We start from the raw sequence: 25329 nt of genomic DNA on the forward strand, positions 1-25329 counted from the left end.
GGGAGTCAACGCGGAGCGTTGGCGACCGACGACAACGCGGCGAGGCGCGGTGCCAGGGCACGCGAGCCCGGCATGATCCGAACGAGAGGCCCTAGCGGTAGTCGTCGACGGAGACGTCCGGGTCGTTCTCCTTGGCGATGATGTAGCCCCAGGCGTCCGGCCGGGAGCCGTCGGCGTCGGTGAAGCCGTACTCCTTGGACAGTTGGCCGCTGGAGAGGGACTGCCCGTTCCAGCGGGCCCGGTCGGGGTCGGCGGCGAGGGCGGCGACCGCGCGGCCGATGTAGACCGGGGACTCGGAGCTGGCGAAGTCGGGGAGCTTCTCGACGGCGTCGCGCCAGTTCTCCTCGGTGACGCCGAAGTGGTCCAGCATCTGCTCGGAGCGGAGCCAGCCCGGGGTGAGCGCGACCGCGGTGCAGCCGACGTCCTTCAGGTCCCGGGAGAGGCCGAAGGCCATCCGGATCGGCGCGTTCTTGGTCAGGTCGTAGAAGAGGTTCTCGCGGAACCGGGTGGTGTTGTACTCGGCCGTGCCGTCGGTGACCTCGACGACGAGGCCGCCGGGGTGCCGGACGAGCAGCGGTACCGCGAGCCGTGCGGTGATCGCGTGTGTCCTCACACCGAGTTCGAGCATGCGCAGGCCGCCTGCGAGGTCGGTCTCCCAGAACTTCTCGCCGAACTTGATCAGGTGTTCACCGCCCCAGACGTCGTTCACGAGGATGTCCAGCCGTCCCCGTTCCCGGTCGATCCGGTCGACGAGTGCCCGCACCTGGTCGATCTCCAGGTGGTCGGTGGGGACGGCGACGCCCTCGCCGCCGGCGGCGGTCACCAGCTCGGCGGTCTCCTCGATGGTCTCGGTGGTCCGTCCGACCTCGCTGATCCTGTCCCGTGTGGTGCGTCCCGTCACGTACACCGTGGCTCCGGCCGCGCCCAGCTGTACGGCGATGGCCCGTCCCGCGCCCCGGGTGGCACCGGCCACCAGGGCGATCCTGCCGCCGAGCGGCTTCGTTTCGTCGGTCATGAACCGAGCGTCGCAGGAAAGTAAGACATCCTCTGTCCGGATTGTTTTCGGCCGTTTCCGGGTGCGTCGCACTCCCCCAAGGCCGATGCTGTATCCCGTGATGGACGAAACGGAGTTCTGGGAGATCATCGACTCCACCCGCGAGGCCGCCGAGGGCGACCCCGAGGACCATGCCGACCTGCTCGTCGAACGGCTGCTGCAGCTCGATCCCGACTCCGTGCTGGACTTCGCCCGTCATTTCGAGGCCCGTTACAACCGCGCGTACCGCTGGGATCTGTGGGGCGCGGCGGCGATCCTCCTCGGAGGGGCGAGCGACGACGCCTTCGACTACTTCCGCTGCTGGCTGATCGGGCAGGGGCGGGAGGTCTTCGAGGGCGCGGTGCACGAGCCGGACGCCCTGGCCGAGCTCCTGGACGAGTTCGACGACGAGATCGACGGGGACGGCGAGGAGCTCGGGTACGCGGCGGACGAGGCGTACGAGCAGCTCACGGGCGCGGAGGCGCCGGATCTGGGGATTCCGCCCCAGCCGGCCGAGCCGGAGGGCAGCCCGCTGGAGCTGGAGGACGACGCTGTGCTCGCGGAGCGCTTCCCGAGGCTGTGGTCGCGCTTCGGGGGGACGGAGATCTGACGGGGTACGGCACGTGACCGGTACGGCCACGGGCCCGACGTGACCGGTACGGCCCCGGGCCCGACGTGACCGGTACGGCCCCGGAAGCCGTACCGCTCACCGGCCGTCGCGGCGCGGGCGGGGCCGTCAGAAGTGTGTGCCGCCGTCGATGCGCACCTCGGTGCCGGTGATGAACCTGCCGTCCTCGCTCGCCAGCATCGCGACGACCCCGGCGACGGTCTCGGGCCCGGCGTAGCCCTGCCCGAGGGCGGGGGCGAGCTTGGTGAAGAGGGACAGGTCGGCGTCCACCGGCAGGCCGGGGCCGACGCTCTGCCTGCTGGCGCCGGTGCCGTCGGTCATGCCGGAGGAGATGGAGCCGGGCTGCACGGCGGTGAAGCGGATGCCCTGCTTGGCGTACTCGGCGGCGAGCGCGTGGGTCATGGACTGGATGCCGCCCTTGCTGGCCGCGTAGGCGGCCATGTACGGGTGGGCGAACATCGCCGAGGTGGAGGAGAAGTTCACGACGGCGGAGCCGTGGCCCGCGAGGAGGGCGGGTATCGCCTCGCGGATCACCAGGAAGGTGCCGGTCAGGTTGGTCCGGAGAACCTGTTCGAAGGCGTCGAGGCTGGTCTCGTGGGTGTGCGAGGAGCGCAGGACGCCGGCCGCGTTGACCAGCACGTCCAGGCCGCCCAGCGCCTCGACGGCGGCGGCGACCCCCTCGCGCACCGACGTCTCGTCGGCGACGTCCAGGGCGACGGTCGTCAGGCGGTCCGCGTGGGCCCCGGCCTTGGCGGCGGTGTCCTGGAGCCCGGCCGCGCTGATGTCGGCGGCGACCACGTCGCCGCCCTCGGCGAGCATGCGCAGCACGGTGGCCTGGCCGATGCCGGAGCCGCCGCCCGTGACCAGGGCGCGGCGTCCTTCGTAGCGGTTCATGTCCTGTCCGACCTCTCGGCTGTGTGTCTGGGGCGGCGACCACCGTACGCCTGGGTGGCACGTTTTGCCATTACTGCACATCATGCCGGTTCGGCAGGTGCGGGCGTACGCTTCGTACGGTGAGCACCAAGCCCCCCTCGCTGACGGAGCGCCGCAAGGCGGCGACGCAGCTCGACATCGCCCGCGCCGCCGCCGAGCTCTTCACCGAGCGCGGCCCCGACGACACCACGGCCGAGGACATCGCCGTGCGCGCCGGGGTCGCCCTGCGCACCTTCTACCGCTACTTCCGCTCCAAGCAGGACGCCGTGGCCCCGCTCCTCGCGGGCGGGGCGGACCGCTGGCGCGAGCGGCTGGCGGCGGCCGGACCCGAGGCGGCCCTGCCGGACGCGCTGGAACGCTCCATCGCTTCGTCGCTGACACCGGCCGACGCCGAGGCCGCCGAGGGGCTGCGCTGGACGCGGGGTCTGCTGCGGGCGGCCGAGCGGGACCCGGCGCTGCGGGCGGTCTGGTACCGGGTCAACCAGGAGTCCGAGGACCGCCTGCGGTCCGTCGTCGCGGAACTCGCCGGGGACGCCGACCCCTTGGAGGTGCGCCTGGCCGCCGCGGCGGCCACGGACGCGATCCGGATCGCCCTGGAGAGCTGGGCGGAGACGGACGCTCCGGCGGAAGGAGAGGGCGGGCCGGCCGCGCTCGCGGTGCGGTGCCTGCGGGAGCTGATGGGCGGGATGCGGCTGCTCGGCCCCACCGTCAGCGAGCCAGGGACCGCCCCATGAGGACGTCGTCGACGTACCTGCCGTGCAGGAAGAACTCGCCCGGCAGCACGCCCTCGACCGTGAAGCCCTCGGACGCGTAGAGCGTGCGGGCCGGCGTGTTGTGGCCGAGCACGCGCAGGGTGATGCGGTTGCCGCCCTGCCGCAGCGTCTGCGCCATCGCGGCGCGCAGCAGCGCGCGGGCCACGCCCCGGCCGCGGGCGCTCTCGGCGACGGCGAGGCCCTGGATCTGGCGGACGTGCCGGTTGCAGGCGAGCGGTGTGGGCGGCACCAGACGCACATAGCCGACGACGGTCCCTCCGTCCTCGGCGACGAGGTAGTCCTCCGGCCGGTGACGGTCGTCGAAGAACGGCGCGTACGGAGGCTCCGGCGCGGGCTGCACGGCGTGCAACGGCGACCAGGTGGCCCGGTCGAGCTCCCCGAGCGGTCCCGCGTCCTCCGCGAGGGCGGGACGGATACGTATCTGCGGCTCCGGCGAGGTCATGGCGCCACTGTGCCACGCGTGCCGGGGAGGGCAGGATGTTTCCCATGCAACGCTCCCGTATCGCGGTCACCGGCGCGTCCGGTCTCATCGGCTCGGCCCTGGTGCGCTCCCTGCGCGCCGACGGCCACGACGTCCTGCGCCTCGTCCGCCGCCCCGCCCGCACGGCCGACGAGGTCGAGTGGGATCCGTCCCGGCTGTACGTGGACGCCTCCGGCCTGGTCGGCGTCGACGCGGTCGTGCACCTGGCGGGCGCCGGTGTCGGCGAACGCCGGTGGAACGAGGCGTACAAGAAGGAGATCCGCGACAGCCGCGTGCTCGGTACGGCGACGATCTCCCAGGCCCTCGCCTCGCTGGCGGAGCCGCCGGAGGTCCTGGTGTGCGGTACGGCGCTCGGCTACTACGGCGACACGGGCACGCGCGCGGTGGACGAGAGCGCTCCGGCGGGCGAGGGCTTCCTGCCGTCGGTGTGCGTGGAGTGGGAGGCCGCGGCGGCCCCCGCGGAGGAGGCCGGCATCCGGGTCGCGTACGCCCGCACGGGGCTGGTCGTGGCACGTGAAGGCGGGGCGTGGGGGCGGCTGTTCCCGGTCTTCCGCGCCGGGGTCGGCGGCCGGATGGGCAGCGGCCGGCAGTACTGGAGCTTCATCTCGCTGCACGACGAGGTGGCCGCCCTGCGCCATCTGATCGACACCGGCTCCCTGTCCGGGCCGGTGAACCTGACGGCTCCGGAACCGGTCACCAATCGCGAGGTGACGGCGGCGATGGGCCGTGTGCTGCGCCGGCCGACGCTCCTGACGGTGCCGGCGCCGGCGCTGAAGGCGGTGCTGGGGGACTTCGCGCAGGACGTGCTGGGGAGCCAGCGGGTTCTGCCGGGCCGGTTGCTGGAGTCGGGGTTCGACTTCGCCTTCCCGACGATCGACGAGTCGATCCGGGCAGCGGCCTGAGCGCCGTGTGACGGCAGGGGCGGCGGGGATCGCGGAGGCGGCGCGGAGGCTTTGCCCCCGGGCGTGTGCGACCCCGTGCTGCGTGCACCCCGGTGCGCGCGGCTGGCGCCCGCGGGAGCGCTGCCTAGGCTGGACGGCCCCTGAACGCGAACTCGGCATTCAGGGGGTCTGTTGGGGGCATGAGCCTCCCACCAGCCGCGCCGACCCGGGGAGGGGCACGTGCTCAGTACCGCACGCCATGCGCACCACACGGACGTCGTCACGGACGTCGTCATCGTCGGAGCCGGGGCCGCGGGCCTCGCGGCCGCCCACCGGCTGATCAGGGCGGGGCTCACCGTCACCGTCCTGGAGGCCGAGGCGCGCGTGGGCGGCCGGATGGCCACCGACGACGTCGACGGCTTCCGGCTCGACCGCGTCGGCCCGCTGCTCACGACGTCGTACCAGGAACTGCGGCGCACACCGGCCCTCGACGATCTCGTCCTGCGCCCGTTCGCACCGGGGGCGCTGGTCCACAGCGACGGACGGTACGTCAGGAACGGCGGGCCCGGGGGTGTGAGGTGGGGGGCCTCCCACGCTCCCCGGAGCGGTGGGTGGGGGCCCGCGTATGCCTCCCGGGGCGGCGGGTGGGGGTCCGCCCCCAGGGGCGTGGGGGGCGCGTTCACAGTGGCGCGCGCCCTCGCGAGCGCCCCCCGTAATCCGACGGCCTCGCTCGACCAGGCGCGCCTCGGCGCGACGCTGGCCCGGCTCGCCGCCACACCCGCGCAGCGGCTGCTGACCCGGCCGGAGCGTACGGCCGGCGAGGCACTGAACGCCCGGCTGCCCACCCGTACCGTCCAGGGTTTCCTCCGCCCGCTGCTCGCCGCGCTGCTCGGCGACCCCGATCTCGCCATGTCGAGCCGCACGGCCGATCTCGCCCTGCGGGCGTTCGCCCGGGGGCGGTTGTGCGTGCCACAGGGCGGGGCGGGGGCGCTGCCGGAGCTCCTGGCCGCGTCTCTTCCGCCGGGCACGGTCCGTACGGGCGTCCGGGCCACCGACGTGTCGATCAACAAGGTCGTGACGGCGGAGCACGGGGTGTTCGGCTGCCGTTCGGTGGTTCTGGCGACGGGGGCGCGGACCGCCGCCGAGCTGCTGCCGGGGCTGCGGACGCCCGGCTTCCACGCGGTCACGGTGCTGCACCACACGGCGCCCGTCGCACCCACGCCCCAACCGGTGCTGCTCCTGGAGTCCGATCCGGGCGGCCCGGTCGCGCACACGGCGGTGATGAGCGCGGTCGACCCCGCGCGCGTCCCGGAGGGCCGGGCGCTGATCACCTCGACGGTCCTGGGCACGCTGCCCGACGATCCGGAGCGCCGGGTCCGCAAGCATCTCGCCACGCTGTACGGCACGTCGACGGACGAGTGGGAGCTGCTCGCCCTCCACCACACCCCGGACGCCGTCCCGGCGATGCCCCCGCCCCACGACCCGCGTCGGCCGGTGCGCCTCCTCGCGGGCCTCTACGTCTGCGGCGACCACCGCGACACCGGCACCCCGCAGGGCGCCCTCCGGTCCGGCCACCGCGCCGCCCACGCCCTGCTGACCGACCTCGGCATCCGCGTGATGGCGGACGCGGCGACGGCGGACGCGGCGGCATAGGCGAGGTCCGGCCGGGCGTCGGTCCGGCCGGACTCGGTCGACGGCCGGGTTCAGCCGATGGCGGGGTTCAGCCGATGGCCGCCACGCGGTCGCGGTAGGTGCGGACCGCCGCGGCGTCGCGGTAGGGCTCCAGACGGCGCTCGAAGTCGCGGATGTACTCGATGGCACGGGCCGAACGCATCTCGGACGCCTGCTGGGCGGCCTCCGCGCCCAGGGCGCAGGCCTGGTCCAGTTCGCCGAGGCCGAGCCGGGCCGAGGCGAGGACGACCCGGGAGAACAGGCGGCTGCGCGCGAAGCCGGGCGCGCGCAGTTGCAGCGAGCGCTCGGCGTGCTGCGCCGCCGAACGGTACTGCTGCAGGTCGCGATGGCAGTGCCCGAACTCGTCGGCGAGCTGCCCCTCGTCGAAATGCCGCGCCCAGTACGGCACTTCGTCGCCCGGACGGGCCGCTTCGAGGGCTCGCTCGGCGCGCGCGAGGGAGGCACCGCACGCCCGCGCCTCGCCGAGCACGCCGTGCCCGCGCGCCTCCACCGCGTGCAGCATGGCCTGTACGACGGGCGGGGCGGAGGAGCCGACGCCCTGCTGGGCGACCCGGGCGAGCTGTACGGCCTCCCGCCCGTGGCCGAGGTAGACGGCCTGGCGGCTCATGGTGATCAGGACGTAGGAGCCGTACGCCCGGTCCCCCGCCGCCTGGGCGAGCCGGAGCGCCTGGACGAAGTACCGCTGGGCCAGTCCGTGCGCGGCGATGTCGTACGAGGTCCAGCCGGCCAGTCGGGTCAGGTCCGCGGCGGCGGCGAACAGGCGGCGGCCGACGGACTCGCCGTACGTGCCGCGCAGCATCGGCTCGGCCTCGTGCTCCAGATAGCGGACGAGGGCCTGGCGGGCGTGGCCGCCGCCGTAGGCGTGGTCGAGGGTGCGGAACAGTTCGCCGACCGAGCGCAGGGCGGCGATGTCCCCGCTGGAGACCCGCTGACCGGGGTTCCGGTCGGTACCGCGCTGACGGGGGACGGAGAACCGGCCCTGGGCCGGGACGCGGGCGTCCTGGCCGGTGCGCGTCCCCGTATCGGCGGCGGGGCGTCCGTCCGTACCCGGCCGCCCTTCGATGCCGAGCCGGCCGTCCGCACCGGGCCGGACCTCGCCACCGAACCGGCCGTCGGCACCGGGCCGCCCGTCGCCGGGTCGGGTGTCGCCTGCGAGCCGGGCTTGGGCGCCCGCGCGCCCGTCCGGCCCGGGCCGGACCTCCTGCGGCACGCGGCCGCCCGGCGCGTGCGGCTCCCCTCGGGCGACCCGCTCGTCCGCGCGGCCGATCAGCCAGTCCCGGCTCGGGACCACGAGGCCCGCCGGGGTGAACGCGATCTTGCGGAGCTCGGCATGGCTGCCGGAGTCCTTCCGCCAGAGGCCGCTGACGATGTCGACGGCCTCCTCCGGCGTCGCCGCGAACTCCAGGCCGGCGTAGACCGGCGCGCAGGCGTCGAGGCCGAGGTCCTGGGCCGAGAGCCGGCGGCCGAGGCGGCGGGTGAAGACCTCGGCGATGAGGGCGGGGGTGGTGCCGCGCGGCTGCTGACCGCGCAGCCAGCGGGTCACGGAGGTTTTGTCGTACCGCAGGTCGAGGCCGTGCTCGAGGCCGAGCTGGTCCACCCTTCTGGCCAGGCCCGCGTTGGAGAATCCGGCTTCGGCGATGAGCGCGGCGAGCTGGCGGTTCGGGATGCGCTGGGGGGGTCGTTCCGTCATCAGCTGTGCGGTCTCCTGCCTTCCGGGCCCGGGTGGCAGCCCTGTGTGGACCCTCATGGAACGGCGCGAATTTAGCGGCCCCGGCCGCCCGTACCGCCACCTTCGCCCCACATTCATCCGATCGTGTGAGGATTGGGGGCGCCGCTGACGTGGGAGACCCCGCCGCACCTGCCGGACCGGTGTCCTCGGTGCCGCCGTACAGTGGCATGGGCGCGAATGACGCATGGTGTCGAGCCGGCCCCCGGGACGATCCCCGGAACCCGGCCTCCGGCACCCCTGAGGAGGCATTGCCGTGAGTGAGCTGCGATTCGTCCGTCTGGGCTTCGGTGAGGACGCCGTCGAGTACCAGGTGGCCTGGGACAAGCAGCGCGAGGTGCACGCGGCCCGGTTCGCCGACGAGATCGAGGACACCTGTCTTCTCCTGGAGCACCCGCCGGTGTACACCGCCGGCCGGCGTACGGAGGACAGTGAGCGCCCCCTGGACGGTACGCCGGTGGTGGACGTGGACCGCGGGGGCAAGATCACCTGGCACGGCCCCGGCCAGCTCGTGGGCTACCCGATCATGAAGCTGCCCCGCCCGGTCGACGTCGTCGCGCACGTCCGCCGCCTGGAGGAGGCGCTGATCCGCACGGCGGCCGAGTTCGGCCTGGAGACGACCCGGATCGAGGGCCGCAGCGGTGTCTGGGTGCTCGGCGACCCGGTGGAGGAGCGGCCGTCGTTCGGCGGACTCTCCCTGGACTTCGACCCGCGGCTGCACGACGAGGAGTTCGACCCGCGGATGAACGGGCCGGAGTACGCCCCGTCCAACGCCGGACAGCGCCGGGAGGACCGGAAGCTGGCGGCGATCGGCATCCGGGTCGCCAAGGGCGTCACGATGCACGGCTTCGCGCTGAACGTGAACCCGGACAACACCTGGTTCGACCGGATCATCCCGTGCGGCATCAGGGACGCCGGCGTGGCCTCGCTCGCGAACGAGCTGGGCCGGGACATCACGATCGAGGAGGTCCTGCCGGTGGTGGAGAAGTACCTGAAGGCGGTTCTGGAGGGCGCGGAGCTGAAGCCGCGCGAGGTCGCGCGCGAGACGGCTCCGGCCGCCGCCCCCTAGGGAACGACCAGGGCCGGTCCGGAGGATCAGGGCTCAGGGAGGACCGGCGGGGAATGCCGGGCTCCGGCCGCAGGTTGGCCAGACGGAAAACCGTACGAACAACGGGCGTACCCTGGTGGGCGCCGAAGAATCGAAGCTACAGGGAGCCGGTCGTGTCCGCAGTCGCACCCGACGGACGCAAGATGCTGCGCCTGGAGGTCCGTAACGCTCAGACCCCCATCGAGCGCAAGCCCGAGTGGATCAAGACCCGGGCGAAGATGGGTCCCGAGTACACGAAGATGCAGAGTCTCGTGAAGAGCGAGGGTCTGCACACGGTCTGCCAGGAGGCGGGCTGTCCCAACATCTTCGAGTGCTGGGAGGACCGCGAGGCCACCTTCCTCATCGGCGGTGACCAGTGCACGCGGCGCTGCGACTTCTGCCAGATCGACACGGGCAAGCCGGAGGCGCTGGACCGTGACGAGCCGCGCCGGGTGGGCGAGTCGGTCGTCACGATGGACCTGAACTACGCCACCATCACGGGCGTCGCGCGCGACGACCTGGAGGACGGCGGTGCCTGGCTGTACGCGGAGACCGTGCGCCAGATCCACGAGCAGACGGCGGGCCGCGCCGACGGCCGTACGAAGGTGGAGCTGCTCGCCCCCGACTTCAACGCGGTGCCGGAGCTCCTGGCGGAGGTCTTCGCCTCGCGCCCCGAGGTCTTCGCGCACAACGTCGAGACGGTTCCGCGGATCTTCAAGCGGATCCGTCCGGGCTTCCGTTACGAGCGGTCGCTGGACGTCATCACCCAGGCGCGTGACTACGGTCTGGTCACGAAGTCGAACCTGATCCTGGGCATGGGCGAGACCCGTGAGGAGGTCAGCGAGGCGCTGCGGCAGCTGCACGACGCCGGCTGCGAGCTGATCACGATCACGCAGTACCTGCGTCCGTCGGTCCGGCACCACCCCGTGGAGCGCTGGGTGAAGCCGCAGGAGTTCGTGGAGCTGAAGGAGGAGGCCGACGAGATCGGCTTCTCGGGTGTGATGTCGGGCCCGCTGGTTCGTTCGTCGTACCGGGCGGGGCGCCTGTTCCAGCAGGCGATGGAGAAGCGCAGCCGAGCCGAAGCGTAGGTTGCGGGGCCGCCCGAGGAACGAGGGCGGGCACGCGGCCGCAGCGGTGGCGAGGCGGAGCTCGACCGGCAGGTGTCCCAGAAGCGCAGCCGAGCCGAAGCGTAGGTTGCGGGTCCGCCCGAGGAACGAGGGCGGGCACGCGGCCGCAGCGGTGGCGAGGCGGAGCGGGCGCCGTTGACGACGCCACCCCGGCTGTGTGAATCCGCGCACAAGATGTTACCGGCCGGTAGTGGCCGAATCCTTCGCGGCTCGTACGCCTCCGCAGGTCAGGGGGCCGTACGGGCCGCGTCGGTGTTTCGGGACGCATTCGGAGAGGCGCGTCCGGGCACTTTCGCCCTTCACCAGTGTTTGACCACCGGGTCATCCGCTGGTAACACCGAACCGTGACCCTTGGGTCACAGAGGGTCGCCGCACCGCCGATCCCCTCGCCTTCCCCCACCTCGTTCCATCCGCTCTCGAGGGAGGACCCACATGCAGGCCGCGACGCACGTCCGCGCCACCGCGATCCCGTCCGTCACCGATGCCCTGAAGGCCGTCGAGGCGCTGCTCCTCGCCGGCGGCCAGCGCACCGCCCGCCGCAACGCCTGGACCTCCGTCCTGGAGGACCGCCGCCGGGCCAAGGACCGGGTCGAGGCCCAGCATGTGATGGAGGCCGTGGCGGGCCGCGCCTCCCAGGCCACGTAAACTTCAGGACATGGCGAGGAAGGCAAACACGGGCAGCGGTGACGCTGCGAACCAGGGGCGACTGAAGCAGATCGCCCTCACGTACAAGATGACCCGGAAGGCCGACCCGAAGGTCGGACTTGTCGTCGCAGGCGTGGGCATCGTCGTGCTCGGTGTCCTCCTCGCGATCGGCTTCGTGATCGGGCACCCGGTCTATCTCGGGATCCTGGGCTTCATCCTGGCGCTGCTGGCCATGGCGATCGTCTTCGGGCGGCGCGCCGAGCGGGCGGCCTTCGGCCAGATGGAGGGCCAGCCGGGCGCGGCGGCGGCGGTGCTGCAGAACGTCGGGCGCGGCTGGACGACCACGCCGGCGGTGGCGATGAACCGGAACCAGGACGTCGTGCACCGCGCGGTCGGCCGGGCGGGCATCGTCCTGGTGGCGGAGGGCAACCCGAACCGGGTGAAGGCCCTGCTCGCGGCCGAGAAGAAGAAGATGGCCCGGATCGTGGTGGACGTGCCGGTGCACGACATCGTCGTCGGCAACGACGAGGGTCAGGTGCCGCTGAAGAAGGTCCGTACGACCATGCTCAAGCTGCCGCGGGTGCTCTCCGGTCCGCAGGTGACGGCGGCCAACGACCGGCTGCGGGCGATGGGCGACCTGATGAGCAACATGCCGCTGCCGAAGGGCCCCATGCCGAAGGGCATGCGGATGCCGCGCGGCGGAAAGATGCGCTGAGGCCGCCGGAACGGCTGACACGAGAAGGGCGCCCCCGGGACCGAGAGGTTCCGGGGGCGCCCTTCTCGTACGGCTCTTCTCGTACGGCGCGGCGAGACGTGGGCCGTGTGTCAGATCCGGACCTGGACGGCGCCGGTGAGGCGGTCATGGAGGCCGCGTCCGTCGCGGTCCCAGATGAGGGCCGGGACGGCGAGGCAGACCAGCACACTGCGGAGCACGACGCGGACGAAGCCGAGGCGCCCGCCGTGCACGGACGCGACCCGGAGGCCGAAGAGGCGCTTGCCGGGGGTGCAGCCGACGGTGCCGACCGTGAGCACGCTCAGGGCGAGCAGGATGACCAGGGCCCAGTTGCCGGTCGCCTGGCTGTAGCCGTCCGTGACCAGGCCGTATGCGATCAGCATGCAGAGCGCCCAGTCGACGGCCAGGGCGCCGATCCGTCGTCCGGGGCGGGCGATCGACCCCGGCCCCTCCTCGGGAAGGCCGAGCTGCTGCCCCCGGTAGCCGAAGTCCACACCCGCGTCCTCGGCCGCCGCGCGGGGCCCCGAGAGCCACGATCCCAATGCTTGCCTGTTGTCCACGCGTCCACGGTACTGTGCCCGCTTTTGATCACTTCGGCCTGGGTCGGCGTCGGCTCTCCGCGATGCCGGTCGCACCCGGCGCGGTTAACTTGGGTGAAACAAATGGGTCATGCTTGAGAAATCCCGTCTGCCTATGGTCGGGTCCAGCGTGTGCCACCGCACTGGCCGCACGACCGAGCTGCAACCCCGCCCCTCCCCGGGCCGGGAGTAGGAGGAGTTGGATGTTCCAGAACGCCGACGAGGCCAAGAAGTTCATCAAGGACAACGACGTCAAAATGGTCGACGTCCGTTTCTGTGACCTTCCGGGAGTGATGCAGCACTTCACGATCCCTGCGACGGCGTTCGACCCGTCCGAGGAGCTCGCCTTCGACGGTTCGTCGATCCGCGGCTTCCAGGCGATCCACGAGTCGGACATGGCGCTGCGCGCGGACCTGTCGACGGCGCGCCTGGACCCGTTCCGCCGCGACAAGACGCTGAACATCAACTTCTTCATCCACGACCCGATCACGGGCGAGCAGTACAGCCGCGACCCGCGGAACATCGCGAAGAAGGCCGAGGCGTACCTGGCCTCCACCGGCATCGCGGACACCGCGTTCTTCGGCCCGGAGGCGGAGTTCTACGTCTTCGACTCGGTGCGCTTCGAGACCTCGGCGAACCAGGGCTTCTACCACATCGACTCCGAGGCCGGCGCCTGGAACACCGGCAAGGTCGAGGACAACCGCGGCTACAAGGTCCGCTACAAGGGCGGCTACTTCCCGGCCCCGCCGGTGGACCACTTCGCCGACCTGCGCGCGGAGATCTCCCTGGAGCTGGAGAACGTCGGCCTGCAGGTCGAGCGCCAGCACCACGAGGTCGGCACCGCCGGCCAGGCCGAGATCAACTACAAGTTCAACACGCTGCTCGCCGCGGCCGACGACCTGATGCTCTTCAAGTACATCGTGAAGAACGTCGCCTGGCGCAACGGCAAGACCGCGACCTTCATGCCGAAGCCGATCTTCGGCGACAACGGTTCGGGCATGCACGTCCACCAGTCGCTGTGGTCGAACGGCGACCCGCTGTTCTACGACGAGCAGGGCTACGCCGGCCTGTCGGACACCGCCCGCTACTACATCGGCGGCATCCTGAAGCACGCCCCGTCGCTGCTGGCCTTCACCAACCCGACGGTGAACTCGTACCACCGTCTGGTGCCCGGCTTCGAGGCCCCGGTCAACCTGGTCTACTCGCAGCGCAACCGCTCCGCGGCCATGCGCATCCCGATCACGGGCTCGAACCCGAAGGCCAAGCGCGTCGAGTTCCGCGCGCCGGACCCGTCCTCGAACCCGTACCTCGCCTTCTCGGCGCTGCTCCTCGCGGGCCTCGACGGCATCAAGAACAAGATCGAGCCGGCGGAGCCGATCGACAAGGACCTCTACGAGCTGGCCCCGGAGGAGCACGCGGGCGTCGCCCAGGTCCCGACCTCCCTCCCGGCGGTCCTCGACGCCCTGGAGGCGGACAACGAGTACCTCCAGGCGGGCGGTGTCTTCACCTCCGACCTGATCGAGACCTGGATCGACTACAAGCGCACGCACGAGATCGCCCCGATCCAGCTGCGCCCGCACCCGCACGAGTTCGAGCTGTACTTCGACCTCTAAACCGCGGATCGCGTACGAAGGCCGCCACCCACGCCCGGGTGGCGGCCTTCGCCGTGTTCCGGCCACGGGGTCGTACCGTCCACGGAGCCGTGGTGTCCCCGCGTCCTGCCGCCCGCGCCCGGCGGGCGGGGGGCGTCAGCTGTCGGCGCGCAGTCGCCGGGCGTGGGCGAGGAGCCAGGAGCCGCCCACCACCTCGACGTTTCCGCCCAGCGCGTCGGCCGCACGGATCAGCGCGTCGGCGGCGGCCCGGGGGCGGGGCACGGTCCGGGCGCGGGCGGCCTCGGCCAGTTCGCGGGCCGCCGCCGCTTCCGCCGCCCCGGCGATCCGCAGCGAGACCGAGGCCCGCTCGGCCGTCTCGGCCGCCTGCGCGTACCGGCCCTCGCACCAGTACGCCCACGCCAGGTTGAAGAGGCAGACGCCCTCGGAGCGGGGACTCTCCGTCCGGGACGCCTCCTCGAACGCCGCCTTCAGCATGGTCACCGCTTCGCCGCCGCGACCGAGACCGAGCAGGGCGAGGCCCTGGGCGTTCAGGGCGTTGTTGATCCCCTCCGGGATGCCCGCGGCCCGGTAGGCGCGTACGGCCTGCTCGCCGGCGGTGATCGTCTCCTCCCAGCGCTCCAGCGTCAGCAGCGCGACCGTGCGCGCGTTCCACGCGCGGGCCTCGGTGAGAAGGTCTCCGGTGGCGCGCGCGAGCGCGCTCAGCCGGTCGGCGCCGGCGAGCGCCGTCTCCCCGTCGCCCAGGTAGCTGTGGGCGAGCCCGAGGGAGAGGATCGCGTGCACCTCGCGTTCGGTGTCGCCGGTCTCGTGGGCCAGGTCGGCGGCGCGGGCCAGCGGGCCGACGGCGGCGTCGGGACGGCCCAGCTGCCGGTAGGCGTCGCCGAGACCGAACAGGGCGTTCCGCAGCGCGTCGTGGTCGCCGAGGCGCTCCGCGAGGTCGGCCGCTTCGGTGAACAGGCGGACCGCGTGTTCCATCGGTCCCGCGGTCAGCCGGGCGTGCCCGAAGGCCCCGACGTGGGCGAGCCTGGCCCGTTCGTCGGTGAGCCGTCCGTCGACGGCCAGGTGCATGGAGACCGCCCCGAGCACCGAGCCGTGCCAGACCATCCACTCGCTGATCCCGCTCAGGACGGTGGCGGCGGCGTCGAAGTCTCCGGCGCGCACGAGGTGGTCGAACCGCTGCCGCTGCGGCCGGATGTCGTCGACGGTCCGCCATGCCGAGCGGGGCGGGGCGATGGAGGCGTACCAGTCGGCGATCCGCCGTTCCACCGCCTCGCGTCCCATCGCGCCGTCGGCCGGCATCGCGGAGTAGGCCAGGTCGGCGTCCATCGGGTGCAGCGCGAACGTCCGGCGCGCCCGGTCCACCGACAGCAGGTGCACGCGGATCAGACGCGACAGGACCGGTGCGACGTCCAGCGCCGGGTCGAGCGCGGCCACGATCCGGCGGAGGGTCGCCTGGGTCACCGGTGTGCGCAGGGCGGCGAGGACGCCGAGGACACCGCGGCTCTCCGGGCCGAGCCGTCGGTACCGGTCCTGGGCGAGGCCGGCGACCACGTCGCGGCGCTGGGCGTAGTTCTCCAGGACGTCCTGGAGACTCGGCAGGGTCAGGGCGTCGTCGGCCATGGCCCCGACCAGGAGCTCCAGGGCGCGCGGCACGCCGTGGACGCGGACGGCCGCCCGCAGCAGCTCCTCGTCGGAGAGGCCCGCGATGCCGAGGCTGCCGTCACGGTCCAGTTCGCGCAGCAGCGCGACGGACTCGGCGGGGCGCAGCCCCTCGGACAGTTCGACCTGCGCGACGAAACGGCGCAGCTCCGGCGCGAGCCTGACCGGTATCTGCGACGTCACCAGGAGGCGCGGGGTGGAGCCGGCGCGGAAGAGGCAGTCAAGGAAGACCGCGAGTTCCTCGTCCTCGACGTTGCCGTCGTCGTCGAGGAGCTCCTCGAAGTTGTCCATGAGGATGACGAAGAGTCTGTCGCCCATCGCGCCGAACAGGGTGTCGAGTTTGTCCTGTACGGGCGACTGCGCGGCCCAGGTCTCGCGCAGGCGGGTCAGGTGCTCGGGGCCGAGGAGCTGGGCGCAGTCGAAGTAGAGCCGCTCCAGGGAGATGCCGGAGGTGCGGGTGCTGAGGTTGACGAGGCCCGACGGCGGTGGCGCCTGGACGTGCCCCGGCCACTCGCCGCGGTGGAGGAGGTCCATGAACTTGGCGGCGAGCGCGCTCTTGCCCATGCCTCGCCGCCCCGTGATCGTGACCATGCGGAGGGAGGGGTCGGCGAGCTGCCGGCCGATCGCCTCGATCTCGCGGGTGCGGTTCTTGAACAACTCGATCCCGTGCGCGACCGGAAGGCCGATCACCTGGGACGTACGGGAATGCTCGGACCGGATGCCGGGGGCAGGGCCGGGGAGGTCGGTGTCGTCGGAACCGGCCTCCGGCAGCGCGAGAGGGTCGGCGATCGACAACAGCGCGGCCAGATCGGCGCGGTGCGGTTCCTCGGAGGAGCGCAGGACGTGGTCGATGCGGGTGGCGGTCAGCCGGCCCGCGCCCTCCCGGCGGTGGTGCTCGGCGACCACTCCGACGATGCGGCGGCCCGCCCACACCGCCGCGCCGGACATCCCCGCCCAGGGTGACGCCTCGGGGCGGGGGTCGGCTCCGGCCGGCGCGACGGTGATCTCCAGGGTGCCGGTGCGGAGGTTGGAGAGCGCCGCCACGGTCCCGTCGGCCTGGTGGAGTTCGCGGAACTGTCCTCCGTCGGGGCGGCGGCGCTGCTTCCACAGCGGGAATCCGGCCGCGTGGACGTCGACGACGGCGTGGCGGTCGTCGGTGACCCGGCCGAACCGCGCGGGTGTGACGGCCGGGGAGCCGGCCGGTGGTGCGATGGAGAGCACGGCCGCGTCGGTGCCGATGTCGGACCAGGCGACCGCCGCCGGTGTCGTCCACTGACCGGGCCGGTCGGCGTTGAAGCGCACGCGTACCTCGGTCGCGTCGGCCACCACGTGCGCCGCGGTCAGCACGGCCGTGCCGGTGACGCGGTAGCCCGAACCGCGTCGGCGGCCCCCGGCGGTGAGGACGATGATCTCGGCGATGCGGTTCGGGTCCACTCCGCCGTCGTGGGGCGGCGTCATGGTGCGGTCAGTCCTCGTCGGGCAGGTCGGCGCCGGAGATCAGCGCGGGCAGGTCCGGGGCGTCCGCGCGTACGGGTTGCAGCGTCAGCGTGATCCGCTGCGTGGCGGTGGCGGCCTGCCGAGCGGCGGCGCCGGCTTCGAGGACCCAGAACCGCACCTTCGCCCCGGGTTCGCGGCTCTTCTCCATCCCCACGGTGAGCTCCAGTTCGACCCGCTCCGCCTGGAAGCGGAGGTCGGCGTGGTGGCCTTCCGACATCGCGCGGCTCAGCTCCTGCCGCAGCTGTGTGATCATGTCGGCCAACTCGACCGCGTTCTCCACCGGTGGGTCCCCCTCGCTCCCCCGCGGCCGCTTGCCGGCCGCCTCACGCAACCACCTGCCGGCGGAGGGCGGTCGCCCGTTCCGAGGCCGAACGGTGGATCATCAGGAGGAAATCCTATCGGTCAACTGGCGCCGACCGCAGGCGCGTTCTGTGCGGCGAGGGCCGCCTCCCCCCGGCACTCGGGGGGGGGGAGGCGGCCCTCGCTTCGCGCGCGATCGGACGGTCGGGGGCCGGCGGCCGGTCAGGTCATGTCGGTCAGCGGCCGTAGCGGAGCAGGGCGCGGACCATCTGGCAGGTGGTGTCCGAGGGCGGGTGGATGCCGAGGAGTTCGGCCGTGGTGGCTATCTTGGCGTTGCCGGCCTTCGCCGGGTCGTGGATGCCCGCGTCGAGCAGGGCGATCGCCAGGCGCATGGCCTTCAGACGGCGGTTGTGGCTGATGTACCACTCGCGGGGGCGGCCCGCGGGGAGCGGCTGCTTCCGCAGGGGCTTCCAGGGTTCGAGGGACAGCGTCCGGGTCATGGCGACGGCCATGGGCGACCTCCTGGCGAACGGTGGGTGCGGGCCCTCCCCGGGACCCTCACCTTCATCTACGATTTTACCCGCGGCCACTGACAATCATCCCTGGCCAGAGGCGCTTTGGGGCTCCGAAGCGGGTACGTTTGCGCCATGGAGATCTGGATCAATCCCGCCTGTTCCAAGTGCCGTGGCGCCATCGATCTGCTCGACCGGGAGGGCGCCCGGTACACCGTTCGCCGCTATCTGGAGGACGTACCCCAACCCGACGAGATCCGGGCCGTTCTCGAGCGCCTCGGACTGGAGCCGTGGGACATCACGCGGACGCAGGAGGCCGTCGCCAAGGAGCTGGGCCTGAAGGACTGGCCGCGGGACGAGGCGAGCCGGGACCGGTGGGTGGAGGCGCTCGCCGCGCATCCCAAGCTGATCCAGCGGCCGATCATCACCGCCGACGACGGTACGGCCGTGGTGGCCCGGAGCGAGGAGGCGGTGCGGGACGCGATGTCCCGCTGAGCGCGTGCACGCCGGGGAGTACGAGAGAGGTGTACGACATCATGGCCGTGGACGGCTCGGGATGACGGCGGGCGCCTGGACCGAGGCCGCCGAAGTCCTCGGGGCCGATCTGCATCTGGAGTTGACCGGCCCGGGGAGCCGGCGCGCGGTGCTGATCAGGGCGTTGCGGGAGGCGGTACGGAGCGGGCGGCTGGAGCCCGGGGCGCGGCTGCCGCCGTACCGGTCGCTCGCCGCCGATCTCGGGCTGGCCCGGAACACCGTGGCCGACGCCTACGCGGAGCTGGTGGCCGAGGGGTGGCTGACCTCCCGTCAGGGGTCCGGGACGCGGGTGGCGGCGCGAGCGGTGGCCACGGAGCCGGGAACGGCGGGGGCGGCGGGCAGGGCTGGGGCGACGAGCACGGCCGGGGCGGCGGGCCGGGGGGCGGTGGCGGGCCGGGGGGCGGTGGCGCCCGTCCCGTACGACCTGGTCCAGGGCAAGCCGGACCCGGCCGCCTTTCCGCGTACGGCCTGGCTCGCGGCGGCGCGGCGGGCGTTGACGGCGGCGCCGCACGAGGCGTTCGGGATCGGTGACCCGCGGGGGCGGGTGGAGCTGCGGCGGGCCCTCGCGGAGTATCTGGCACGGGTGCGCGGAGTGCGGACGAGCGCGGACCGGATCGTGGTCTGCTCGGGCACGGCGCACGCCCTGCGGCTGCTGGCCCGGACCGTGGCCGGTCCGTGGGCCGTGGAGGAGTACGGGCTCCCCTTCCACCGGGGGCTCCTCGCCGAGGCCGGGGTCCGTACCGTGCCCGTGGCGGTCGACGAGAACGGCGCCGATGTCGGCGCCCTGCCCCTCCTGCCCGGCGCGGTCGACGCGGTGCTTCTCACCCCCGCGCACCAGTTCCCGACCGGTGGACCGCTCCTGCCCGACCGCCGGGCGGCGGTGCTCGACTGGGCGCGGGAGACGGGTGGCCTCGTCGTCGAGGACGACTACGACGGGGAGTTCCGCTACGACCGGCGGCCGGTGGGAGCCCTGCAGGGCCTCGCCCCCGAGCGTACGGTCCTCCTCGGCTCCGTCAGCAAGAGCCTCTCCCCGATGCTCCGGATCGGCTGGATGGTCCTGCCCGGGACGCTGGTGGACGCCGTCGTGGCGACGAAGGGCGAGCGCGAGCCGTACTCGTCGGCCACCGACCAGCTCACCCTCGCCGACTTCGTCGCCTCGGGCGGGTACGACCGGCATGTCCGGCGGATGCGCCGTCACCACCGCGGGCGGCGTGACCGGCTGGTGGCGGTCCTCGCCGAGCGCGTCCCGGGGGTACGGGTGACGGGTCTCGCGGCCGGGCTGCACGCCGTGGTGGAGCTGCCCCGGGGCACGGAGTGCGCGGCGGTCGAGGCGGCGGCCCGGCACGGGGTCGCGGTGGAGGGGCTGGCCGGCTACCGGCATCCGGGCGCGGCCGATGGCATCCGGAGGGCGGACGGCCTCGTCGTCGGCTACGCGACGCCTCCCGAGCGGCTGTACGGCGCCGCCCTCGACGCCCTGTGCGCGGCGCTGGGGGAGGTTCTCTCCGCGTGACCGGCGGCGGCGGGCCGGGGCCGGGGCATGGTTCTCCGGCCCCGGATTGAGCGGAACGGCCGCGCTCCTCGTATCTGACGCCACAGGAACCGACGGAAGACGAACGGAGCCTCACGTGTCACGCAGGAGAACGCTCAGCCGGAGGAAGAAGATCGCGCTGCTGGCAGGTGCCCTTGTGCTCGCCGGGGGTACGGCGGTGGTGCTGACCGGTACGAGTCAGGCCTCCGCGGCCTGTGAAGGACTGGCCACGGCGCTCGGGAACAACGAGCGCTTCATCGCGGACCAGCGCGCCCGGCCCGACGCGCTGTCCCCGGCCCGCATCGCCAACCGGGAAGCGGTGATCGCCGAGATCCGCCGTAAACAGGCGGCGTCCGGCTGCGGCACCGACAGCGGTACGGGGGCTGCCGGCGCGGAGACCGGCACGGAGACGGAAGCCGACGCGGGCGCGGAAGCCGGCACGGAGACAGCGGCCGGTGCGCCGAGCGCGCCGCCCGCACCCGGCACGGAACCCGGCGCGGGGGCGTCCGGCGAGGTCGTCTGTGCCGGGTCCACCGTCACCCTCTCCGGTGAGGGCGGCGCCCCCGCCGCGTCCAGCGACCGTTTCCCGCCCGGCACGCGCCTCAAGGTGACCAACCTGGACAACGCCAAGTCGACCACGGTCGAGGTCACGTCCGCCTCCGGCAGTTGCGTGCTCCTCAACGACGCGGCCTTCGAGCAGGTCCGCGAACCGGGCAAGTTCCTGATCCGCGAGGCCCGGATCGAGCGCGTGGGCTGAGCCCGTTCAGGAGGTGGCGACGACCTGACCCCCCGACGCCACCTCCGCCTCAGGACCCCGCTTCCGCCTCTGTTTCCGCTTCCGCTTCCGCGAGGATCTCGGTCAGCCGCAGTCCGAACCGGGCGTCGCACCCGTGCGAAACCCCGGTCCGCGCCGATTCCAGCAGCGCGTCCACCGCACGACCCAGCGCCCCCAGCGCTCCGTCCCACCCCGGCATGACGGCCCGTCCCCGCTCGCCGTGCAGCGTGAGCGCCGCCTCCGCCGCCTCCGGCGGCGCGCTCAGGGTCAGGGTCGCCGTACTGCTCGCGCCGGAGGCGTGCCGCAGGACCAGGTGACGGGTGTCCCCCGGGCCGCGCACGGACGTGATGTCCGTGACATCGCCGAGTACGGGGAGGTAGACGGAGAGCACATGGGGGCCGACGTCCCACAGGCCGCCCTTCTCGCGCCGCCAGGGGGAGGCGGCGTAGGCGCTCGTGGAGCCCGGGGCGAAGAGGGAGCCCAGCCAGTGGGCCTCCCCCAGGAACCAGCCGCCCGTCGCCGCCTGTTCGTCGATCCAGCGGGCCGTCGGCTCCGCGAACCGCAGCGTGCAGAAGACGACCGACGCGACCCCGGCCTTCTCGACCGCCTCGGCCACCTCCCTGGCCGCCGCCACCGTCGTGGCCACCGGCTTGTCGAGGAGCACATGGCAGCCCGCGGCAGCCGCCCGCGCCGCGAGCGGTGCCTGGATGTCCGGCGGCAGGGCGAAGGCCACGGCGTCGCAGGCCTCGAAGAGGGCGTCGACGTCACCGTACGCGCGTGTGCCGCGGGCAGCGGCGAGTTCCGCCGCCGCCTCGGGCCGTCTGCCCCACACTCCGACGAACTCGACGCCCGGATGCGCGGCCAGCGCCGGTGCGTGCGTGCGCCCGGCCCAGGGGCCGGTGCCGAGGAGTCCGATACGGGGCTTGCCATCCGGGAACGTCGTCATGTCCCCAGTCTGCCGGTCCCCACCGACACGGCCCGGCGGCGGCCCCACCGGGCGAAGGACGAACGGGAGGAGCGGGAAGAGCGGGAAGAGCGGGAGGAGGGTGAAGATCGGGAGAGCTGAGTAACACGGGGTTCACAAACGGGCAACGGGCGGGAAATCCCGTGTTGCGAAGCTGCGCGCAGACACAGAGCACGACACCGCAGCTCTCGCAGCGTCGCGAGCCGCCGCGAGTACCCGCAGCGCACGCCCAAAGGATGAGGCCCGTGACCTTCAAGGCTGAGTACATCTGGATCGACGGCACCGAGCCGACCGCGAAGCTTCGCTCGAAGACGAAGATACTGCCGGGCACGGGCGCCACCCTCGACGAGCTGCCGATCTGGGGCTTCGACGGATCCAGCACGAACCAGGCCAAGGGCCACGCCTCGGACCGCGTCCTGAAGCCGGTCTTCGTCTGCCCGGACCCGATCCGCGGCGGTGCCGACATCCTGGTGATGTGCGAGGTCCTCAACACGGACATGACGCCGCACGAGTCCAACACGCGCGCCGCGCTGGCCGAGGTCTACGCGAAGTACGCCGCTCAGGAGCCGATCTTCGGCATCGAGCAGGAGTACACCTTCTTCGACGGCGAGCGTCCGCTCGGCTTCCCGGTCGGCGGCTTCCCGGCTCCGCAGGGCGGCTACTACTGCGGTGTCGGCGCCGACGAGATCTTCGGCCGTGACGTCGTCGAGGCGCACCTGGAGAACTGCCTGAAGGCGGGCCTGGGCATCTCCGGCATCAACGCCGAGGTCATGCCGGGCCAGTGGGAGTTCCAGGTCGGCCCGCTGGCGCCGCTGGAGGTCGCCGACCAGCTGTGGGTGGCGCGCTGGCTGCTCTACCGCACGGCCGAGGACTTCAAGGTCTCGGCGACGCTGGACCCGAAGCCGGTGAAGGGCGACTGGAACGGCGCGGGCGCGCACACCAACTTCTCCACGAAGGCGATGCGCGAGGGCTACGACGCGATCATCACCGCGTGCGAGTCCCTGGGCGAGGGCTCGAAGCCGCTCGACCACGTCAAGAACTACGGCGCGGGCATCGACGACCGTCTGACGGGTCTGCACGAGACGGCCCCGTGGGACGAGTACTCCTACGGTGTCTCGGACCGCGGCGCCTCGGTCCGTATCCCGTGGCAGGTCGAGCAGGACCGGAAGGGCTACATCGAGGACCGCCGCCCGAACGCGAACGTCGACCCGTACGTCGTGACGCGCCTCCTGGTGGACACCTGCTGCGAGGCCCTGGAGAAGGCCGGCCAGGTCTGATCCGCCCCGGTACGGAAGAGGGCGCCCGCCGTGAGGTGGGCGCCCTTTCGCCTTTCCCGGAAGGGGATTTGGCCGGGGAGTGGCTGCTCGTCGGTGGTTCCTTCTGGTTGAATGAGGCCATGGCCATCACCCAGAACGTCGCCGCGACGGGTCGTCACGACCTGGAGCCGTTCTGGCCTTCCCGTCAGCACCACGACTTCGACCGGGTGTGTTGCCGCGCGAGGAACGCGTCGGCCCTCTAAAGCCCCCCGGCCTTCGGTCGACGCGCACGACGTACGAGACCTCTCCGTCCGTTTCTCCGCGCGAAAGAGCTGACTCCTCATGGCCCACACCCAGAGCGCTTCCCCGACCACGTCCCTCACGGCCGTCCGTCCCGGCCGGCACCGACTCCGGGCCGTCGAACCCCAGGAGGCCACCGGCCTCGCCCGGGTCGCGGAATTCCTGCCGCCCGGTGCCACGCTGCTGCCCGCGCCCCCGCACACGCTGCCGGCGCTGCCCGGCCGACCGCCCATGGTCGGCTATCTCGTCCTCGTCCCGGCCGACCAGCACGCACCGGCGGCCGCCCCGGCGGCGACGGCCGAGCCGCAGGAGGGGCCGGTGTCCATCGACAGCGCGCGGCGGATCGCCGCCGTGGACGGGAGGGCGCTGGACCTCACCTACCTCGAGTTCGAGCTGCTCGCCCATCTCGTCGCCCATCCCCACCGGGTCCACACCCGAGACCAGTTGGTGACGACGGTGTGGGGGTACGGGCATGTGGGCGACGGCCGGACCGTCGATGTGCATGTGGCGCGGCTGCGCCGCAAGCTGGGCGCCGAGCACCGCCGCACGATCCGGACCGTGCGGCGGGTCGGCTACACGTACACGCCCTGATCAGGCGGGCGTGGCGAGGTCCCGGTCACGCTTCCGGGACCTCGCCTTCGTCACCAGGCCGGTCACGAGGTCGGCCGCCAGGAACACCAGCAGGCTCAGGCCCAGCATCGGCACGAACCAGCCGACCAGGGCCGTCGCGGCGAGCAGCGGCAGCAGCATCGTCGGCGGAACCCTCCGCCACGCCCCGCGCGCGACCGGGCGGCCCGGACGGCGCAGCCACCACATGCGGTAGCCCCAGAGGATCAGCAGCACGAGGGCGAGCGCGAGGGCGGCGAGGACCAGCTGGTTGGCCAGGCCCAGGAGGACGCCCATGTGGGCGTCGATGCCGAACCGAGTGAGCTTGGCGAGCAACGGATAGTCCGTGAACCGCAGTTCGTCCATGACCGTGCCGTCGGCCGGGTTCACCGCCACCGAGTCCAGGTGGACCGGGAACTGGGTGTCTGTCTCCTTGACGACATAGCCCTTGCCCTCGGAGGGCAGCACGACGGAGATCCTGCCGTCGACACCGGCCGCGCGGGCCGACTCGACGACCCTGTCGATGCCGACGTCCGTGCCCGGCGCGGCCGGGGCCGGGTGGCCGGCGCCGTGGCCCGCCCCGTGGCCCTCGTGCTCGGACGGGCCGCCGGCCGACGCGCCTTCGAGCGTCGCCGAGACGGTCGGGGTGGCGCCGCCGAGCTGGTCCTGGACCGCGCCGATGTTCTCGCCCGCGTACCGCGACCAGGTCAGTCCGGTCGCGGAGAGGACGACGAGTCCCGTCACCGCCCACAGGCCGACCGAGCCGTGCCAGGAGAGGGTCCGGCGGCGGGACTTCGGGCCGCGCTCCGGTACGAACAGGGAGCGGCGGTTCTTCCTGCGGCGGCCGGTCCACAGCGCCAGGCCGCCGAGCGCGACCACCCAGAGCCAGCTGGCGGCCAGCTCGCTGTAGTTGCGGCCGACGTCGCCGAGGTGCAGATCGCGGTGGAGTCCGTCGATCCAGGTGCGCAGCGGCAGCGCGCCCGAACTGCCGTAGCTGGGCAGCTGTCCGCGTATCTCCCCGGTGTACGGGTCGACGAAGACGGCGAGGGACGTGCCCTCCTCGACGTCCGGGTCGGCCATCAGGACGCGGGTGGTGGCGCCGGGCTCGGAGGAGGGCCAGACGGCGGTGACGGTGCCGTTGGGGTTCACCTTGGTGGCGGCGTGCACCTGCCGCGAGAGCGGTACGGTCCGGTCCCCGACGGGGACCTCCAGCTCGTGCGCGTAGAGAACCTTCTCGGCCTGGAAGGAGAGGGCGTAGAGGAGTCCGCTGGCGGCCGCGGCGAGCAGGAAGGGGGCGATGAGCACGCCCGCCCAGAAGTGGAGGCGCAGGACGAGGGGGCGCAGGGCGCTCCAGGCCGTTCCGCGTTCGGGGGCGTCGGCGGCCGGGCCCGTGGGCGCTTCGGCCGCGGCCGGGCGCGCGGGATCGTCGATGGTCATGGCTGTCCTCGGAGTCGGTGTCGGTGTCGTGCCG

General features: G+C 72.9%; 25 protein-coding genes. 15 read left to right on the forward strand and 10 right to left on the reverse strand.

Translation table 11 applies throughout. From position 1 onward, the window contains the following. Positions 1 to 91: 91 nt before the first annotated feature. On the reverse strand, positions 92 to 1015 hold the full coding sequence (locus ACWDX6_RS23155; RefSeq protein WP_451486791.1) for an SDR family oxidoreductase: 924 nt from the start codon (positions 1013 to 1015) through the stop codon (positions 92 to 94). 100 nt (positions 1016 to 1115) lie between these two features. On the opposite strand from ACWDX6_RS23155, the gene ACWDX6_RS23160 reads away from it, so the two are divergent. After that, positions 1116 to 1643, forward strand: coding sequence for a DUF4240 domain-containing protein (locus ACWDX6_RS23160; protein ID WP_451486845.1), 528 nt, complete (start codon positions 1116 to 1118; stop codon positions 1641 to 1643). A gap of 126 nt (positions 1644 to 1769) precedes the next feature. Here the strand turns inward: ACWDX6_RS23160 and ACWDX6_RS23165 are convergent, their stop codons facing one another. Further along, a complete protein-coding gene (locus ACWDX6_RS23165; protein WP_451486792.1) occupies positions 1770 to 2555 on the reverse strand; it encodes an SDR family NAD(P)-dependent oxidoreductase in 786 nt (261 codons plus the stop codon). A 119-nt stretch (positions 2556 to 2674) separates the two neighbouring features. Between ACWDX6_RS23165 and ACWDX6_RS23170 the strand changes: the two genes are divergently transcribed. Further along, a complete protein-coding gene (locus tag ACWDX6_RS23170) occupies positions 2675 to 3328 on the forward strand; it encodes a TetR/AcrR family transcriptional regulator (RefSeq protein ID WP_451486793.1) in 654 nt (217 codons plus the stop codon). On the opposite strand, the gene ACWDX6_RS23175 is transcribed toward ACWDX6_RS23170, so the two are convergent. Next, on the reverse strand, positions 3303 to 3809 hold the full coding sequence (locus ACWDX6_RS23175; protein ID WP_451486794.1) for an N-acetyltransferase family protein: 507 nt from the start codon (positions 3807 to 3809) through the stop codon (positions 3303 to 3305). The genes ACWDX6_RS23170 and ACWDX6_RS23175 overlap by 26 nt on opposite strands. Positions 3810 to 3853: 44 nt before the next feature. Here ACWDX6_RS23175 and ACWDX6_RS23180 point away from each other — a divergent pair, with 44 nt between their 5' ends. Together ACWDX6_RS23180 and ACWDX6_RS23185 are read left to right on the forward strand one after the other, a co-directional pair. Then, a complete protein-coding gene (locus ACWDX6_RS23180; RefSeq protein WP_451486795.1) occupies positions 3854 to 4750 on the forward strand; it encodes a TIGR01777 family oxidoreductase in 897 nt (298 codons plus the stop codon). Positions 4751 to 4969: 219 nt separating this feature from the next. Next, positions 4970 to 6382, forward strand: a complete 1413-nt coding sequence (locus ACWDX6_RS23185; RefSeq protein ID WP_451486796.1) for an NAD(P)/FAD-dependent oxidoreductase — start codon at positions 4970 to 4972, stop codon at positions 6380 to 6382. Between the two features lie 67 nt (positions 6383 to 6449). Here ACWDX6_RS23185 and ACWDX6_RS23190 read toward each other — a convergent pair whose 3' ends face one another. Beyond that, positions 6450 to 8111 (reverse strand): regulator, encoded by a 1662-nt coding sequence (locus ACWDX6_RS23190; RefSeq protein ID WP_451486797.1) that lies wholly within the window; start codon positions 8109 to 8111, stop codon positions 6450 to 6452. A gap of 292 nt (positions 8112 to 8403) precedes the next feature. On the opposite strand from ACWDX6_RS23190, the gene lipB reads away from it, so the two are divergent. The 4 genes from lipB (at position 8404) to ACWDX6_RS23210 (ending at position 11721) form a co-directional block, all read left to right on the forward strand. Beyond that, positions 8404 to 9216, forward strand: a complete 813-nt coding sequence (gene lipB, locus ACWDX6_RS23195) for a lipoyl(octanoyl) transferase LipB (RefSeq protein WP_451486798.1) — start codon at positions 8404 to 8406, stop codon at positions 9214 to 9216. Positions 9217 to 9368: 152 nt separating this feature from the next. Further along, positions 9369 to 10322 (forward strand): lipoyl synthase, encoded by a 954-nt coding sequence (gene lipA, locus ACWDX6_RS23200; protein ID WP_451486799.1) that lies wholly within the window; start codon positions 9369 to 9371, stop codon positions 10320 to 10322. A 471-nt stretch (positions 10323 to 10793) separates the two neighbouring features. Next, positions 10794 to 11006: an SCO2195 family GlnR-regulated protein gene (locus tag ACWDX6_RS23205; RefSeq protein WP_356895292.1), complete on the forward strand. Its 213-nt coding sequence runs from the start codon at positions 10794 to 10796 to the stop codon at positions 11004 to 11006. Between the two features lie 10 nt (positions 11007 to 11016). Further along, positions 11017 to 11721 (forward strand): DUF4191 domain-containing protein, encoded by a 705-nt coding sequence (locus ACWDX6_RS23210; protein ID WP_451486800.1) that lies wholly within the window; start codon positions 11017 to 11019, stop codon positions 11719 to 11721. A gap of 110 nt (positions 11722 to 11831) precedes the next feature. On the opposite strand, the gene ACWDX6_RS23215 is transcribed toward ACWDX6_RS23210, so the two are convergent. Next, positions 11832 to 12299, reverse strand: coding sequence for an RDD family protein (locus tag ACWDX6_RS23215; RefSeq protein WP_451486801.1), 468 nt, complete (start codon positions 12297 to 12299; stop codon positions 11832 to 11834). Between the two features lie 221 nt (positions 12300 to 12520). On the opposite strand from ACWDX6_RS23215, the gene glnA reads away from it, so the two are divergent. After that, a complete protein-coding gene (gene glnA / locus ACWDX6_RS23220) occupies positions 12521 to 13930 on the forward strand; it encodes a type I glutamate--ammonia ligase (RefSeq protein ID WP_451486802.1) in 1410 nt (469 codons plus the stop codon). 135 nt (positions 13931 to 14065) lie between these two features. Here the strand turns inward: glnA and ACWDX6_RS23225 are convergent, their stop codons facing one another. The 3 genes from ACWDX6_RS23225 to ACWDX6_RS23235 all read right to left on the reverse strand — a co-directional run bounded on the left by ACWDX6_RS23225 (position 14066) and on the right by ACWDX6_RS23235 (position 17895). Continuing rightward, positions 14066 to 17044, reverse strand: coding sequence for a tetratricopeptide repeat protein (locus ACWDX6_RS23225; RefSeq protein WP_451486803.1), 2979 nt, complete (start codon positions 17042 to 17044; stop codon positions 14066 to 14068). Between the two features lie 7 nt (positions 17045 to 17051). After that, positions 17052 to 17363, reverse strand: coding sequence for a trypco2 family protein (locus ACWDX6_RS23230; RefSeq protein ID WP_451486804.1), 312 nt, complete (start codon positions 17361 to 17363; stop codon positions 17052 to 17054). A 256-nt stretch (positions 17364 to 17619) separates the two neighbouring features. Further along, complete coding sequence (locus ACWDX6_RS23235; protein WP_403289203.1) at positions 17620 to 17895, reverse strand: hypothetical protein; 276 nt, start codon at positions 17893 to 17895, stop codon at positions 17620 to 17622. A gap of 135 nt (positions 17896 to 18030) precedes the next feature. Between ACWDX6_RS23235 and ACWDX6_RS23240 the strand changes: the two genes are divergently transcribed. The 3 genes from ACWDX6_RS23240 (at position 18031) to ACWDX6_RS23250 (ending at position 20714) form a co-directional block, all read left to right on the forward strand. Further along, on the forward strand, positions 18031 to 18390 hold the full coding sequence (locus ACWDX6_RS23240; RefSeq protein ID WP_451486805.1) for an ArsC/Spx/MgsR family protein: 360 nt from the start codon (positions 18031 to 18033) through the stop codon (positions 18388 to 18390). Between the two features lie 61 nt (positions 18391 to 18451). After that, the gene (pdxR, locus tag ACWDX6_RS23245) at positions 18452 to 19939 is read left to right on the forward strand and encodes a MocR-like pyridoxine biosynthesis transcription factor PdxR (RefSeq protein WP_451486806.1); all 1488 of its coding nucleotides are present in this window, start codon (positions 18452 to 18454) and stop codon (positions 19937 to 19939) included. A 115-nt stretch (positions 19940 to 20054) separates the two neighbouring features. Continuing rightward, positions 20055 to 20714, forward strand: coding sequence for a hypothetical protein (locus ACWDX6_RS23250; RefSeq protein WP_451486807.1), 660 nt, complete (start codon positions 20055 to 20057; stop codon positions 20712 to 20714). 49 nt (positions 20715 to 20763) lie between these two features. Here ACWDX6_RS23250 and ACWDX6_RS23255 read toward each other — a convergent pair whose 3' ends face one another. Then, positions 20764 to 21678, reverse strand: coding sequence for a Gfo/Idh/MocA family protein (locus ACWDX6_RS23255; RefSeq protein ID WP_451486808.1), 915 nt, complete (start codon positions 21676 to 21678; stop codon positions 20764 to 20766). 263 nt (positions 21679 to 21941) lie between these two features. Between ACWDX6_RS23255 and glnII the strand changes: the two genes are divergently transcribed. The 3 genes from glnII to ACWDX6_RS23270 all read left to right on the forward strand — a co-directional run bounded on the left by glnII (position 21942) and on the right by ACWDX6_RS23270 (position 23843). Next, positions 21942 to 22973 carry a glutamine synthetase gene (glnII, locus tag ACWDX6_RS23260; RefSeq protein ID WP_403289199.1) on the forward strand — a complete coding sequence of 344 codons (1032 nt, stop codon included), beginning with the start codon at positions 21942 to 21944 and terminating at the stop codon, positions 22971 to 22973. A gap of 119 nt (positions 22974 to 23092) precedes the next feature. Next, positions 23093 to 23215, forward strand: coding sequence for a hypothetical protein (locus tag ACWDX6_RS23265; protein ID WP_403289198.1), 123 nt, complete (start codon positions 23093 to 23095; stop codon positions 23213 to 23215). Positions 23216 to 23294: 79 nt separating this feature from the next. Then, positions 23295 to 23843, forward strand: coding sequence for a winged helix-turn-helix domain-containing protein (locus tag ACWDX6_RS23270; protein WP_451486809.1), 549 nt, complete (start codon positions 23295 to 23297; stop codon positions 23841 to 23843). Here ACWDX6_RS23270 and ACWDX6_RS23275 read toward each other — a convergent pair whose 3' ends face one another. Continuing rightward, on the reverse strand, positions 23844 to 25295 hold the full coding sequence (locus ACWDX6_RS23275; protein ID WP_451486810.1) for a PepSY-associated TM helix domain-containing protein: 1452 nt from the start codon (positions 25293 to 25295) through the stop codon (positions 23844 to 23846). Positions 25296 to 25329: the final 34 nt, after the last annotated feature.

Source organism: Streptomyces sp. NPDC003027 (assembly GCF_053591435.1).

Excerpts from the sequence above, each read along its gene's own strand:
- ACWDX6_RS23155 (WP_451486791.1), bottom strand. The coding sequence starts at position 1,015 with ATGACCGACGAAACGAAGCCGCTCGGCGGCAGGATCGCCCTGGTGGCC.
- ACWDX6_RS23160 (WP_451486845.1), top strand. The coding sequence starts at position 1,116 with ATGGACGAAACGGAGTTCTGGGAGATCATCGACTCCACCCGCGAGGCC.
- ACWDX6_RS23165 (WP_451486792.1), bottom strand. The coding sequence starts at position 2,555 with ATGAACCGCTACGAAGGACGCCGCGCCCTGGTCACGGGCGGCGGCTCC.
- ACWDX6_RS23175 (WP_451486794.1), bottom strand. The coding sequence starts at position 3,809 with ATGACCTCGCCGGAGCCGCAGATACGTATCCGTCCCGCCCTCGCGGAG.
- ACWDX6_RS23180 (WP_451486795.1), top strand. The coding sequence starts at position 3,854 with ATGCAACGCTCCCGTATCGCGGTCACCGGCGCGTCCGGTCTCATCGGC.
- ACWDX6_RS23190 (WP_451486797.1), bottom strand. The coding sequence starts at position 8,111 with ATGACGGAACGACCCCCCCAGCGCATCCCGAACCGCCAGCTCGCCGCG.
- ACWDX6_RS23205 (WP_356895292.1), top strand. The coding sequence starts at position 10,794 with ATGCAGGCCGCGACGCACGTCCGCGCCACCGCGATCCCGTCCGTCACC.
- ACWDX6_RS23210 (WP_451486800.1), top strand. The coding sequence starts at position 11,017 with ATGGCGAGGAAGGCAAACACGGGCAGCGGTGACGCTGCGAACCAGGGG.
- glnA (WP_451486802.1), top strand. The coding sequence starts at position 12,521 with ATGTTCCAGAACGCCGACGAGGCCAAGAAGTTCATCAAGGACAACGAC.
- ACWDX6_RS23225 (WP_451486803.1), bottom strand. The coding sequence starts at position 17,044 with ATGACGCCGCCCCACGACGGCGGAGTGGACCCGAACCGCATCGCCGAG.
- ACWDX6_RS23235 (WP_403289203.1), bottom strand. The coding sequence starts at position 17,895 with ATGGCCGTCGCCATGACCCGGACGCTGTCCCTCGAACCCTGGAAGCCC.
- ACWDX6_RS23240 (WP_451486805.1), top strand. The coding sequence starts at position 18,031 with ATGGAGATCTGGATCAATCCCGCCTGTTCCAAGTGCCGTGGCGCCATC.
- pdxR (WP_451486806.1), top strand. The coding sequence starts at position 18,452 with ATGACGGCGGGCGCCTGGACCGAGGCCGCCGAAGTCCTCGGGGCCGAT.
- ACWDX6_RS23255 (WP_451486808.1), bottom strand. The coding sequence starts at position 21,678 with ATGACGACGTTCCCGGATGGCAAGCCCCGTATCGGACTCCTCGGCACC.
- ACWDX6_RS23265 (WP_403289198.1), top strand. The coding sequence starts at position 23,093 with ATGGCCATCACCCAGAACGTCGCCGCGACGGGTCGTCACGACCTGGAG.
- ACWDX6_RS23270 (WP_451486809.1), top strand. The coding sequence starts at position 23,295 with ATGGCCCACACCCAGAGCGCTTCCCCGACCACGTCCCTCACGGCCGTC.
- ACWDX6_RS23275 (WP_451486810.1), bottom strand. The coding sequence starts at position 25,295 with ATGACCATCGACGATCCCGCGCGCCCGGCCGCGGCCGAAGCGCCCACG.